At 71.9% G+C, this 13,378-nt stretch carries 14 protein-coding genes, 1 tRNA gene and 1 pseudogene; 1 reads left to right on the plus strand and 15 read right to left on the minus strand.

Translation table 11 applies throughout. The annotated features are described in order from the left end of the window. A partial coding sequence (locus VIM19_19820) for a helix-turn-helix domain-containing protein (GenBank protein ID HEY5187090.1) occupies positions 1-377 on the plus strand: 377 nt, incomplete at its 5' end. A 434-nt stretch (positions 378-811) separates the two neighbouring features. Here the strand turns inward: VIM19_19820 and VIM19_19825 are convergent. From VIM19_19825 to VIM19_19895, 15 genes and pseudogenes are all read right to left on the minus strand, one after another. Next, a tRNA-Pro gene (locus tag VIM19_19825) sits at positions 812-885 on the minus strand. A gap of 74 nt (positions 886-959) precedes the next feature. After that, positions 960-2,339, minus strand: coding sequence for a ribosome biogenesis GTPase Der (gene der / locus VIM19_19830; GenBank protein HEY5187091.1), 1,380 nt, complete (start codon positions 2,337-2,339; stop codon positions 960-962). Between the two features lie 26 nt (positions 2,340-2,365). Beyond that, positions 2,366-3,055, minus strand: a complete 690-nt coding sequence (gene cmk, locus VIM19_19835) for a (d)CMP kinase (GenBank protein HEY5187092.1) — start codon at positions 3,053-3,055, stop codon at positions 2,366-2,368. 70 nt (positions 3,056-3,125) lie between these two features. Then, positions 3,126-4,187, minus strand: coding sequence for a prephenate dehydrogenase (locus VIM19_19840; GenBank protein HEY5187093.1), 1,062 nt, complete (start codon positions 4,185-4,187; stop codon positions 3,126-3,128). Positions 4,188-4,225: 38 nt separating this feature from the next. Next, positions 4,226-4,588, minus strand: coding sequence for a chorismate mutase (gene aroH / locus VIM19_19845; protein HEY5187094.1), 363 nt, complete (start codon positions 4,586-4,588; stop codon positions 4,226-4,228). A gap of 141 nt (positions 4,589-4,729) precedes the next feature. Further along, complete coding sequence (locus tag VIM19_19850) at positions 4,730-5,467, minus strand: pseudouridine synthase (protein HEY5187095.1); 738 nt, start codon at positions 5,465-5,467, stop codon at positions 4,730-4,732. A gap of 13 nt (positions 5,468-5,480) precedes the next feature. After that, positions 5,481-6,107, minus strand: a complete 627-nt coding sequence (scpB, locus tag VIM19_19855) for an SMC-Scp complex subunit ScpB (protein ID HEY5187096.1) — start codon at positions 6,105-6,107, stop codon at positions 5,481-5,483. Then, positions 6,104-6,991: a segregation/condensation protein A gene (locus VIM19_19860; protein HEY5187097.1), complete on the minus strand. Its 888-nt coding sequence runs from the start codon at positions 6,989-6,991 to the stop codon at positions 6,104-6,106. Before VIM19_19860 ends, scpB begins: the two co-directional genes overlap by 4 nt. A 75-nt stretch (positions 6,992-7,066) precedes the next feature. Beyond that, positions 7,067-7,288 (minus strand): annotated as a pseudogene (locus VIM19_19865) (hypothetical protein). A 74-nt stretch (positions 7,289-7,362) separates the two neighbouring features. Beyond that, a complete protein-coding gene (locus VIM19_19870; GenBank protein ID HEY5187098.1) occupies positions 7,363-8,256 on the minus strand; it encodes an AAA family ATPase in 894 nt (297 codons plus the stop codon). A 119-nt stretch (positions 8,257-8,375) separates the two neighbouring features. After that, positions 8,376-9,326, minus strand: a complete 951-nt coding sequence (gene xerD / locus VIM19_19875; GenBank protein HEY5187099.1) for a site-specific tyrosine recombinase XerD — start codon at positions 9,324-9,326, stop codon at positions 8,376-8,378. A gap of 35 nt (positions 9,327-9,361) precedes the next feature. Beyond that, positions 9,362-10,477 carry an alanine dehydrogenase gene (ald, locus tag VIM19_19880; protein ID HEY5187100.1) on the minus strand — a complete coding sequence of 372 codons (1,116 nt, stop codon included), beginning with the start codon at positions 10,475-10,477 and terminating at the stop codon, positions 9,362-9,364. A gap of 172 nt (positions 10,478-10,649) precedes the next feature. Next, positions 10,650-11,291 carry an NUDIX hydrolase gene (locus tag VIM19_19885; protein ID HEY5187101.1) on the minus strand — a complete coding sequence of 214 codons (642 nt, stop codon included), beginning with the start codon at positions 11,289-11,291 and terminating at the stop codon, positions 10,650-10,652. Then, positions 11,288-12,961, minus strand: coding sequence for a CTP synthase (locus VIM19_19890; GenBank protein ID HEY5187102.1), 1,674 nt, complete (start codon positions 12,959-12,961; stop codon positions 11,288-11,290). Before VIM19_19890 ends, VIM19_19885 begins: the two co-directional genes overlap by 4 nt. An 88-nt stretch (positions 12,962-13,049) precedes the next feature. After that, the coding region (locus VIM19_19895) for a copper transporter (GenBank protein ID HEY5187103.1) at positions 13,050-13,378 on the minus strand (329 nt) is incomplete at its 5' end.

The following is a 13,378-nucleotide window of genomic DNA, read 5'->3' on the forward strand; positions in this document are numbered from 1 at the left end:
CACACAAGATCGTCTGTGGAAGCACGGAGGACCGCATGAACGCTCGAAGGCCGAAGACCCCCTTGACACTGGAGCTCGTCACAGCCCCTTCCGAGTCCGAGCGCGCTCGAGCAACACGTCGAGAGAATCCCAACGCCGAGCGACAGATCGTCGATGTCACCCTTCGTGCCGACGATCGACTGCTGCTGCCCGTGGACGAGGCCGCCCGCCGGCTCAGTATCGGCCGCAGCCTGCTCTACGAACTTCTCGCCGCCGGCGAAATCCACTCGATCCACGTCGGTCGCCTCCGCAGGGTGCCCATCTCCGCGCTGACCGAATTCGTCAACCGCCAGTCCAACGAGTCCCGCACAGCGACCGGCTCGGCAACCTCAGCCTGACGCAGGCCGACCTGAGTTGCTTGCCGTAGACCGCCAGACACGCGAAACACCAAGTCGAGTGTGTAGCGCCAGGCAATGCGGTTCCTTCGAAATGGAACGCGGCACGAGTGGCCGGTCCGAAGAGCTAGGCGAACCCACGCCAGGTGGTGCCCGGCGACGGACCGGTCAGGTGCTCGACCCTGTGCGGGTGAACGTCAACCGGCGATGCCGGCGCGAAGCTTGCCGTCCCCGTCCCGAGCCCTGCCGTACCAGCTCCGCCTTCAGCACGTTCCCGGCGGTGAGGGGCGCCAAAGCAGCGGGCCTCGGAGACCACTGCGAAGCGTCAGGGTCCGTCCTCGTCCGCGCTGCCCATAGGGTCCCGGTTTGGGTCCCTGAACGAATCAGAGGCCCGATCCAAGATCGTGGATCAAGCCTCTGACCTGCGGAAACACCCGTCGGGACGACAGGATTTGAACCTGCGACCCCTTGACCCCCAGTCAAGTGCGCTACCAAGCTGCGCCACGTCCCGGTACCCGCCGCAGGCGGGCTCGCACAGGTTACCTCAGAGCTGGCCTCGGCCCTCGCGAGGCCACGAACCTCGGCTCACGACTTGGCGCGCTTCTCGCGCAGCCGCACGCTGATCTCGATCGGCGTGCCCGCGAACCCAAACTCCTCGCGCAGTCGCCGCTCAATGAACCGCCGGTAGCCAGCTTCAAGGAAGCCCGTGGCGAAGACCACGAACTTGGGTGGCTTGGTCGAGGCCTGGGTGGCGAACATGATCCGGGGCTGCTTGCCGCCCCGCACCGGCGGCGGAGTGGCCGCCACCAACCGGCCGAGGAACGCGTTGAGCTGCGACGTCGGGACCCGCTGCTCCCAACCAGCCAGTGCGATGTCGATCGCCGGCACCAGCCGGTCTACGTGCCGGCCGGTCTGCGCGGAGACGTTGACCCGCGGCGCCCAATGCACCCGCACCAGGTCCCGCTCCACCTCACGCTCGATGTAGTACCTGCGCTCCTCGTCGACGAGGTCCCACTTGTTGAACGCCAGCACGAGCGGCCGCCCGGCCTCGACCACCATCGAGATGATCCGGGTGTCCTGCTCGGACAGCGGCTCGCTCGCATCGACCAGGACGACCGCGACCTCGGCCTTCTCCAACGCGGCCTGGGTACGCAGCACGGCGTAGTACTCCGAGCCGGACGCCTCGTGCGCCCGGCGCCGGATCCCCGCGGTGTCGACGAACCGCCAGATCCGTCCGCCCAACTCGATCAGCTCGTCAACCGGGTCGACGGTCGTGCCAGCCACGGAGTCGACGACGGCACGCTCCTCGCTGGCCAGCTGGTTGAGCAGGCTGGACTTGCCCACATTGGGCCGGCCCAGCAAGGCCACCCGACGCGGACCCCCGGCTCGCGCCTCGCCCTCCTGCGGCAGCTCGGGCAGCGCCGCCAGGACCGCGTCCAGCAGGTCACCGCTGCCCCGCCCGTGCAGGGCAGACACCGGGTACGGCTCACCCAGGCCGAGAGACCAGAGCCCAGCCGCATCGGACTCGCCGCGCTGGGCGTCCACCTTGTTCGCGGCGAGCACCACCGGCTTGCCGGCCCTGCGCAGCACCCGCACCATTGCCGCGTCGGTGTCCGTGGGGCCGACCGTGGCATCGACGACGAGCAGGACGGCGTCGGCGGCCGCCACGGCCAGCTCGGCCTGGCCGGCCACGCGCGCGGCCAGCCCCCTGGCGTCCGGCTCCCAGCCACCGGTGTCGAGCACGGTGAACCGGCGTCCGGACCACGATGCGTCGTAGGCGACCCGGTCGCGGGTGACCCCGGGCCGGTCCTCCACAACAGCTTCGCGGCGACCCAGGATCCGGTTCACCAGCGTGGACTTGCCCACGTTGGGACGACCGATCACCGCAAGGACCGGCAGCGGGCCCGACTCCTCCTCGTCGTCGACCGCGACGGCACCGAAGAAGTCCTCGTCGTCCGTGCCCATGTCGTCGTTCACATCACTCACGCTCGTCACCTGACTCCGACTCGGGTCGTGACCAGCTCGATCACGCGGTCGATCACCTGCTGCAAGGTCAGATGCGTGGCATCGACCTCGACAGCGTCGTCCGCCTTGGCCAGCGGGGACACCGCGCGACCGGAGTCGTGCCGGTCGCGCCTCGCGAGGTCCACCTGGGTCGCCTCGACGTCGCTTGTGTGCGTCAGCTCGGCCGTGCGTCGCGCGGCTCGCGCGTCGGCCGAGGCGGTCAGGAAGACCTTCACCTCGGCGCCTGGAGCGACGACGGTGCCGATGTCGCGGCCTTCGACCACGATCCCGCCGCCATCGATCGCAGCACGCTGCCGCTGGACCAGCAGGGCCCGCACCGCCGGGACGGCCGACACCGTGGACACGGCCGCGGTCACCTCGGGGCTGCGGATGGGCCCGGAGACGTCGATCCCGTCGGCTTCGATCGTGGGCGCCTCGGGGTCGGTTCCGGAGACGAGGACCACGGTGGCTGCCGCAGCCGCGACGGCCGCGGGGTCGTCGACGTCGACGCCCCGCTGGAGCAGCCGCCACGTCACGGCGCGGTACATCGCGCCGGTGTCGAGGTAGCGCAGGCCGAGCCGGGTGGCCACCCCGCGGGACACGCTGGACTTGCCCGACCCCGACGGCCCGTCGACCGCGACGACGACGCTGCGCAGCGCGGCCTGCTCGGCGGCCATGAGGTTCCCTCGGTGCGTTCATCGGGAGGCGGCCCGGAGGTGGGCCCCCACGAGGGTACCGGCGTTACGGTCAGCGGTGGACCGACCAGCCGGCCGTACGCAGCGCCACGGCCAACCGGTCGGCGGCCTCGGGACGGACCGCCAGCTCCACCAGGCCGACCGGACGACCGGCCGAGTGCTCGATGGTGATGTCCTCGATGTTGACCCCGGCCTCCCCGGCGGCCAGCAGGATCCGGGCCAGCTCACCGGGCCGGTCCGGGACCACGACGGGCACCGTGACGTACGCGGCGGGCGGCGCGCCGTGCTTGCCGGGCAGTCGGCTTCGGCCATGACCGCCCCGGCGCAGCGCGTCGGTGACCACCCGGTGGCCACGGTCGTCAGGGTCGTCCCCGACCTCGCCCAGCGCGGTGGCGACCGACTCGAGGTCGGCGGCCAGCTCGAGCAGGACGGCCCGGATCGCGGGCGCGTTGGTGACCAGGATCTCTGTCCACAGGTCTGGGTCTGAGGCGGCGATCCGGGTCACATCCCGCAGCCCCTGCCCGGCCAGGGCGACCGCTTCGTCGTCGGCGCCGGTCAGCCGGGCGGCCACCAGGCTGGCCGCAACCTGGGGCACGTGCGAGACCAGAGCCACCGCCTCGTCGTGCCGCTGGGGCGCCATGACCACGGGCTGCGCCCCGCACCGGCGCACCAGATCCTCGACCGCCGCGACCGCCCCGGCCAGCGTGGCCGGAACCGGGGTGAGCACCCACGGACGGTCCTGGAACAGGTCGGCCCGGGCCGCTCCGGCCCCCGAGCGCTCGCGCCCGGCCAGTGGATGCCCGCCGACGAAGCGCGTGGGATCGGCCATCGCCTCAACCTCAGCCTGAACGTGAGACTTTGTTGAGGCGATGTCAGTAACGATGCACTGGGGGTATTGACGCTGATAGGCCTGAACGGCTGGTCCGACCGCGCGAGGCGGGACCGCCAGCACCACGACGTCCGGGCCCTGCCAGGGCGGCTCGGGCGAACCAGCGCCAAGGTCCGCGGCCAGCGCCAGCGCCGCGGAGTCTCGGTCCGCGAGGTGGACCCGAACGCCGGACTCGCTGAGCGCCAGCGCCACCGAGGTGCCCATCAGGCCGGTACCCACGACCAGCACGGTCGGAGATCCGACCGGCCCCGGCCCCGCTGCGGTCACTGAGCCAGATCCCTGCGCAGCGCCTCGGCGCCACGCAGGTACACGTGCACGATCTCGGCGCGCGGGCGGTCGATGTCGATGTGCGCCAGCACCCGAACCACCCGCTCCATGGCACCGACCACGCCGATCTCCTGGGCGGACAGCAGCGGGACGTCGCCGATGCCCATCCGCCGGGCCGCCGTCGCCGGGAACTCCGACACGAGGTCGGGGGTCGCCGTGAGGATCACACTGACCAGGTCGTCCGTGGTGATCCGGTTGCGCTCCAGCATCGCGGTCATGAGTTCGACGACGGCCTCGACCATCTCCTCGGGGTCGTCCGCGCGCAGGCAGGTCGCTCCGCGTACCGCGCGCATGGCCACCCCTCCTCTCCTGGACCCAGGTCCCCTGGTCCGCCGCCGGGCACAGCGTAGCCGCGCGGCTCCCAGCGGGAGCCGAGTGGTCCGCGTGCGAGATCCACCGACAAGTCGACATGTCGCCGTGTCGCCAAGGCGGACCCGTGACTAGAGGCCGACCTCGGCGTACAGCTCGCCCAGCTCGACCGGCGTGAGCACCCGCCAGCGACCGGGCCGCAGGTCACCCAGCAGCACCGGACCCACCTTGGTCCGGACCAGCCGTTGCACCGGGAAACCCACCTCGGTGAGCATGCGGCGCACGATGCGGTTGCGTCCCTCGTGCATGACCAGCTCGACCAGCGCCCGCCCGGGCGCGCTGTCGACGACCCGAAACGAGTCGACTCGGGCCGGACCGTCCTCGAGGAGGACGCCCTCCCGCAGCCGCTTGCCCAGGTCCCTCGGCACCGGTCCCTCGATCTGGGCCAGGTAGGTCTTGGCGATCTCGTAGGACGGATGGGCCAGCCGGTGTGCGAGCTCCCCGTCGTTGGTGAGCAGGATCAGGCCCTCGGTCTCGAAGTCCAGCCGGCCCACATGGAACAGCCGCTCGGACCGGTTGGTGACGTAGTCGCCGAGGCTCGGCCGGCCCTGCGGGTCGGTCATCGCGCTGACCACTCCGGCCGGCTTGTTGAAGGCCAGGTGGACGGTCTTGGGGCTGGTGCTGATACGCATCCCATCGACCCGGATGACGGCGCGCTCCGCGTCGACCCGCACGCCCATCTCGCGGACCAGCCGGCCATCGACCTCGACCCGGCCCGCGGCGATCAGCTCCTCGCAGGCCCGCCGACTGCCCACCCCGGCGGCCGCGAGCACCTTCTGCAGCCGGACACCCTGCTCTTCTGTGGCCATCACTGTCTCAATCTCAGGTGGAGAACCGGTCGGTCGACTCGGTCAGCGAGTCCAGTTCGGGAAGGTAGGGCGCCAGCTCGGGCAGCTCCTCGAGCGAACCGACCCCGAGCCGCTCCAGGAAGTAGCTGGTCGTTCGGTACAGCAGCGCGCCGGACTCGTGCTCGGTGCCGGCCTCCTCGACCAGGCCCCGGGTGGTGAGCGTCCGCAGCACGCCATCCACGTTCACGCCCCGGACCGCGGAGATCCGGGCCCGGGTGACCGGCTGACGGTAGGCCACGATGGCCAGCGTCTCCAGCGCCGCCTGGGTGAGCCGGGCCTGCTGGCCGTCCAGCACGAACCGCTCCACGACGCCGGCACACTCCGGCCGGGTGTACAGCCGCCAGCCGCCCGCGACCGACCTCAGGTCGAAGCCGCGCTGGTCACGGGTGTACTCCGCGGCGAGCTCCTGCAGCTGCTCGGCCACCTCGGCCTGCGGCCGCTCGAGTACCGAGGCGAGGGTCACCTCGTCCAGCGGCTCGTCGACGACGAGCAGGATGGCCTCGATCGCCGCCCGCAACGACGGGGCCGCGATCGGCTCGGCCAGCGGCCAGGCACCCCCCGGGTCGCCGGTGTCGCCGGTGTCTCCGACCTCGGAGGTCATGTCGTCCATTCCGGGGTTCCCTCCTGGGCGCTCACGACAGCCGTCAGCGCCGCTGGCGTCTCACCATCTTCCTCGGCTGCAGCCTGATCCTCGAATTCGTCCTCGACCTCAAGCTCACCGTCCTCGGACCCGGTCCAGCGCACATGTAGCTCACCGAGGGCGCTGACCTGCTCGAAGGCCACCGCCGACTCCCGGTACAGCTCGAGCAGGGCGAGGAACCGGCCGACCACGTGCAAGGTGTCGGGGCAGTCCGCCACGAGGGCCCGGAACGTGCTGGTCTTCACCTGCCGCAGCCGCTGCACCAGCCAGGCGGCCTGCTCCCGCACGCTCACCCGCGGTGCGTGCACGTGGGTCAGCGACACCTCCTGGACCGGCTTGGGAGCGAGCACCCGGGCCGCCAGCCGGGCCAGCTCGTCCGGGCCGAGCCCGAGGAGCACCTCCGGCAGCAGGCCCGCGTACTGCTCCTCCAGCCCCACCGCGCGAGCATGTCGCACGGACTCCTCGGCCATCCGCGCAGCCAGCCAGCCGGCCGCCTCCTTGTAGGCGCGGTACTGCAGCAGCCGGGCGAACAGCAGGTCCCGCGCCTCGAGCAGCGCGAGGTCCTCCTCGTCCTCCACCTCGGCCGCCGGCAGCAGCCGGGCCGCCTTGAGGTCGAGCAGGGTGGCGGCCACGACGAGGAACTCGGTGGCCTGCCCGAGGTCCCACTGCGGCCCGGCGGCCCGGATATGGGCGATGAAGTCGTCGGTGACCTGGGACAGCGCCACCTCGGTGACGTCCAGCTTGTGCTTGGCGATCAGGCCCAGCAGCAGGTCGAACGGGCCGTCGAAGTTTTCCAGGTGGACCAGGAACTCGGCGCCTGGGGACGCGTCCGCGACCGCCGACACGTTCGGCTCCGGGCTGTTCGTCACGGCCGAACGGTAGCCGACTCGGGGCGGGCAGGCCGACCTCGCGCCCGACGCTCAGGATGCCTGCAGCCGCCGAACCAGGGCGCTGTCGGCGCCGGCGGTCTCGAACTCGGCCAGCACCGCGGCCAGCGCCTCGCGGACGATCCGGCCCCGGTCCACGGCCAGCTGGTAGCGCTGGCGCAGCTCCAGCTTGGTCCGCTCGAGGTCGATCAGCTCGGCCTCGGACAGGTACACCGTGATCTTCTCCGCATGCCGCTGGCGGCCGCTCGGCCGACGCCCGCCGTTGCCCGGCCGCCCGCGCTCGACCGTGCGGAACAGCTCCTCCGCGCCGGGCAGGGCCGCCCGCCGGCTCATGGGGCCAGCACCTCCCGGGCCAGCTGGCGGTAGGCCGCCGCCCCCGCCGAGGCCGGGGCGTAGCTGGTGATCGGCGTCCCCACGACCGTCGTCTCCGGGAACTTCACGGTCCGGGACACTACGGTGTGGAACACCTTGTCGCCGAAGGCCTCGACCACTCGGGCCAGCACCTCCCGGGAGTGCAGCGTCCGGCTGTCGTACATGGTGGCCAGAATTCCATCAAGTTCAAGTTGAGGGTTAAGCCGTGATTGGACCTTTTGGATAGTGTCCATGAGGAGGGCGACCCCTCGCAGCGCGAAGAACTCACACTCCAACGGCACGATCACCCCGTTCGAGGCGGTCAGCGCGTTCACCGTGAGCAGCCCGAGCGACGGCTGGCAGTCGATGAGCACGATGTCGTAGTCCGGGAGCACCGGCGCCAGCACCGAGCGCAGCACCTGCTCGCGGGCCACCTCCCCCACCAGCTGCACCTCGGCCGCGGACAGGTCGATGTTGCTGGGTAGCAGGTCCAGTCCCGGGACGTCGGTCTTGAGCAGGACGTCGTCGATGCTTACCCCGCGCTCCATGAGCAGGTTGTAGACGGTGCGGTCGAGCTCATGCGGGTTGATGCCGAGTCCCACCGACAGCGCCCCCTGCGGGTCGAAGTCGACGAGCAGCACCCGGCGGCCGCACTCGGCCAGCGCGGCGCCCAGGTTGATCGTCGTGGTGGTCTTTCCGACGCCCCCCTTCTGGTTGACCAGGGAGATCACCCGGGCCGGGCCGTGCCGGTCCAGCGGCCGCGGATCCGGCAGCTCGGGCAGCGGGCGTCCAGTCGGTCCCAGGCCCGGGGTCGGACCCGGCTCGGCCTCCTCGGCCGAGTCAACAGCGTCAGCAGGGGGATTTGTCGACATAGTCACAAGGAGCCAAACCTTCCTGTCTACTCCTCGCCGGTCGGGCGAAGGCGCGGCGCGACTCTAGGCCGTGCCCCTTTGGCCCGGCAAGGCGCCCCTTCCCTCGCCCGTCGAGGGGGTCAGCCCAGGGCGCGCGGATGGCTGGCCGCGTACACCTCGCGCAGCCGGTCCACGGTGACCAGGGTGTAGACCTGCGTGGTGGTCACCGACGCGTGGCCCAGCAGCTCCTGGACCACGCGGACGTCGGCGCCGCCCTCCAACAGGTGGGTGGCGAAGGAGTGCCGCAGGGTGTGCGGCGACAGGTGCGCGGTCGACACAGCGGCCCGCTCAGCTGCGCGGTGCAGCACGGTCCAGGCGCTCTGCCGGGACAGCCGCCCGCCGCGGGCGTTGAGGAACACCGCCGGGGTCCCCCGCCCCAGGGCGGCCAGCCCCGGCCGCTCGCGAACCAGGTAGGCCTCCAGCGCGGCCCGCGCGTAGGAGCCGACCGGCACCAGCCGCTCCTTGCCACCCTTGCCGCGCAGCAGCACCGAGTTGTGCTCGATGTCGATGTCGTCGACGTCCAGGCCCACGGCCTCGGAGATCCGGGCCCCACAGCCGTACAACAGCTCGAGCAGCGCCCGGTCCCGCAGGCCCCGCGCCACGTCCTCGCCACCGGCCGCCTGCAGGATCCGTTCGACGTCCTCGACCGGGATGGCCTTCGGCAGCCGGCGCGGCGGGGCCGGGGGGCGGACGGCGTGTGCCGGATCGGCCGTCAGCACGCCGTCACGCAACAGGAAGGAGTGCAGCCCGCGCACCGCCACCAGGGTCCGTGCCGCCGACCCCGCAGCCAGCGGCGGGTGCTCGGCGTCCCCGGACCGCAGAGCGGTCAGGAAGTCGGCGACGTCGGACTCCGCGATCCGGGCCGGGTCGTCGATGCCCCGGGCCGCGAGGAACGCGACGTAACGGCGCAGGTCCCGCCGGTAGGACAGCAGCGTGTTGCGCGCCGCCCCACGCTCGACCGTGAGGTGGTCGAGGTACCCGGTCACGGCCCGGTCGAGGGCCGTGACCGGCTGCACCGGCTCACTTGACATAACTCGATCGTAGGGCAGCCCCACGACCGGTGCCGTCAGGCGAGCACGTCCGCCAGCGCCACCGTCGGCAGGTCGAAGGCCTCGCCCACCGCGCCGTAGGTGATCGCGCCCTCGTGCGTGTTCAGGCCCAGCCCCAGGGCGAGGTCGTCGCGCAGCGCCTGCCGCCAGCCCTTGTTGGCCAGCTCGAGGGCGTACGGCAGCGTGACGTTGGTCAGCGCGTAGGTCGAGGTGTGCGGCACCGCGCCCGGCATGTTGGCCACGCAGTAGAACATCGAGTCGTGCACCCGGTAGGTCGGGTCGGTGTGCGTGGTGGGACGGGAGTCCTCGAAGCAGCCGCCCTGGTCGATCGCGATGTCGACGAGCACCGAGCCCGGCTTCATCCGCGACACCAGCTCGTTTGAGACCAGCTTGGGCGCCTTGGCCCCCGGAACCAGGACGGCGCCGATGACCAGGTCGGCGTCCAGGACGGCCCTCTCGATCTCGTAGGCGTTGGACGCCACGGTCTGCACGTGGCCCTGGTAGATGCGATCCATCTGGCGCAGCCGCTCGATGTTGCGGTCCAGCAGGATCACCTCGGCCTGCATGCCCAGCGCGATCGCGGCGGCGTTCATGCCCGAGACGCCGGCGCCGACGACGACGACCTTCGCGGCGTACACGCCGGACACGCCGCCCATGAGGACGCCACGGCCACCCTCGGAGCGCATCAACACCTGTGCGCCGACCTGCGGGGCCAGCCGGCCGGCCACCTCTGACATCGGGGCCAGCAGCGGCAGGCTGTGGTCGGGCAGCTCGACGGTCTCGTAGGCGATGGCGGTGATGCCGGAGTCGAGCAGCGCGTCGGTGCACGGCCGCGAGGCGGCCAGGTGCAGGTAGGTGAACAGGGTCTGCCCCTTGCGCATGCGATGGTACTCCTCCGCAATGGGCTCCTTCACCTTGAGGATCAGCTCACCGGTGCCCCACACGTCATCCGCGGTGTCCAGGATCGTCGCACCGGCGCCGACATACTCGTCGTCGGTGATCGACGACCCGGCTCCCGCGCCCTTCTGCACGAAGACCTCGTGCCCGTGACGCTTCAGTTCGAACACACCGGATGGGGTGATGGCCACCCGGTACTCGTGGTTCTTGACCTCGCTGGGGATACCGACCTTCACAGCGATGCACGTCCCTCGTGGCTCGCGAGCGGTGCCGACGTCGTTGTCGGCTGGTTCGACCGCACCCGGTGTGGGCGGGATCACTCTAGCGTCGCGAAACGCGCCAGCCCGCACCGCCGCGGCAGGCTCACCCAGCCGGACCTGCCGTGGTGGACAACCGGTGGTCGGCGACTCAGCGCAGCTGGCGCGGCCCGATCCGCCACGGAGCGTGGGCCGGCCGCAGCCCGGTCCAACCGTCCGTCCTGGCCGCGCAGGCGGCGAGCACGGCAACCACGAGCGACGGGTTGTGCAGCCGACCGTCGAGCACGGCGGCGCGCAGGTCGTCCAGCGCCACCCAGTCGACCGGCATGTCCCGCTCCTCACCGTGCCGGGGGTGCTCGTCGCCGTCCGAGCGCCGGACCCCGCGCGCCAGGTAGATGCGCAGCGCCTCGTCGCACATGCCCGGGGACGTGCAGAAGTCGACGAGCACCGACCAGGACGCCGCCTCGTGGTGGGTCTCCTCCCACAGCTCGCGGCGGGCGGCCACCAACGGGTCCTCGCCGGCGATGTCGAGCAGGCCGGCCGGGACCTCCCACAAGGTGGCCTCGACCGGGTGCCGGTACTGGTGGACGACGAGCACCCGGTCGGTGTCGTCGATGGCCAGCACGGCCACCGCGGACGGGTGCCGCACGACGTCGCGGGTGACCTCCTCGCCGCCGGGCAGGCGCACCACGTCGGTGACGACGTCCCAGACCCGGCCCTGCATCCGCAGTGCCGAGGAGACGACCGGGTGCCCGCCGGGGACGTCGGCCAGCAGCCCGACCGGCTCGGTCACGGGGTGGGGACGACGTCCGGCAGCACGATGTCCGCCCCCATCTGCCGGGCCAGCGCCGCCCGGATCAGGCCACGGAACAATGGGTGCGGTCGGGTCGGCCGGGACCGGAACTCCGGGTGCGCCTGGGTGCCCACGTAGTACGGGTGCACCGAGCGGGGCAGCTCGACGTACTCGACCAGCCGGCCGTCCGGCGAGGTGCCGGAGAACACCAGCCCGGCCTCCTCCAGTTGCGCGCGGTAGGCGTTGTTGACCTCGTAGCGGTGCCGGTGCCGCTCGTCGACGTACGGCTGGTCGTAGGCCTCCCGGACCACCGAGCCCTCGGCGAGCTTGGCCGGGTACAGGCCCAGCCGCATGGTGCCGCCCATGTCCCGCTCCCCCGCGACGACGTCGCGCTGGTCGGCCATGGTCGCGATCACCGGGTGCTGGGTCGCGTCGTCGAACTCCATCGAGTTGGCGCCGTCGAGCCCCGCGACCGAACGGGCGTACTCGATCACCATGCACTGCAGGCCCAGGCAAAGGCCGAGGGCGGGGATGCGCTGTTCCCTCGCATAGGTGAGCGCGCCAAGCTTGCCCTCGATGCCCCGCACCCCGAACCCGCCGGGCACGCACACCGCGTCGACGCCGTCCAGCTGGCGGGCCGCGCCCTCGGGGGTCGCGCACGCGTCGGAGGGCACCCAGCGGATGTTCACCTTGGCGTCGTTGCCGAAACCGCCCGCACGCAGCGCCTCGGTGACCGACAGGTAGGCGTCCGGCAGGTCGACGTACTTGCCGACCAGCGCCACCGTAACGGCGTGAGCAGGGTGGTGGACCCGGCGCAGCAGGTCGTCCCACGCCGTCCAGTCGACGTCGCGGAACGCGGTGCCGAGCCGGCGCACGACGTAGGCGTCGAGACCCTCGGCGTGCAGCACCTTGGGGATGTCGTAGATGGACGGCGCGTCGACGGCGGCCACCACGGCCTCCTCGTCGACGTCGCACATCATGCTGACCTTGCGCTTGATCGACGGCGGCACCGGCCGGTCCGCGCGCAGCACGATGGCGTCCGGCTGGATGCCGATGTTGCGCAGCGCGGCCACCGAGTGCTGCGTGGGCTTGGTCTTCAGCTCGCCGGAAGGGCCGATGTACGGCAGCAGGGACACGTGGAGGAAGAACACGTTGTCGCGGCCGAGGTCGTGCCGGACCTGCCGGGCGGCCTCGAGGAACGGCAGCGACTCGATGTCGCCGACCGTGCCGCCGATCTCGGTGATGACCAGGTCGACGTCGGGCCCGGCCATGGCCCGGATCCGGGCCTTGATCTCGTTGGTGATGTGCGGGATGACCTGGACGGTGTCCCCGAGGTACTCGCCGCGGCGCTCCTTGGCGATGACCGTGGAGTAGACCTGCCCGGTGGTGACGTTGGCCCGGGCTCCGAGGTCGGTGTCGAGGAACCGCTCGTAGTGGCCGACGTCCAGGTCGGTCTCGGCGCCGTCGTCGGTGACGAACACCTCGCCGTGCTGGAACGGGTTCATCGTCCCGGGGTCGACGTTGAGATAGGGGTCCAGCTTCTGCATGGTCACCCGCAGCCCGCGGGCCCTCAGCAGGCTGCCCAGGCTGCTGGCCGTGAGGCCCTTGCCCAGGGAGGACGCGACGCCCCCGGTCACGAACAGATGCTTGGTCGTCTGCGGTACTGCCACCCGGGGCTCCCGTGGTCCGTCACCAACGGCGGGGGAACCCCGCCGACCCACGGGATGCCAGGCTACCGCGCCGCGGACCCTGCCCGCGTCACCGAGCGGGCGGGACCGGCGCGTCGGCCGACGGCCCGGCGCCGTAGGCCCCGTGCTTGCCGGTGCGGGCCTGCGCCAGGGCCAGCACGAGGGCCACCCGTCCGGAGGTCAGGTCTGCGACGTCGGCCGTGGAGACGACCGCGCGCGCGGTCGCGTCGGCGCGCACCATGCCGACCAGGCCGGTGGCCGCGGCCGAGCCGGTCGGGCCGCCCAGCACCACGCCGCCACCGCTCGCGGTGGACAGCGCCGGGCCGAGCGGCAGCAGGCTGGGCGCGGCCTCCGCGGTGACCTTGGCCGGGGACAGCAGGACGGCGGCAGCGGCCCGGC

The sequence above is a fragment of the Actinomycetes bacterium genome, assembly GCA_036510875.1.
Taxonomy (GTDB): domain Bacteria; phylum Actinomycetota; class Actinomycetes; order Prado026; family Prado026; genus DATCDE01.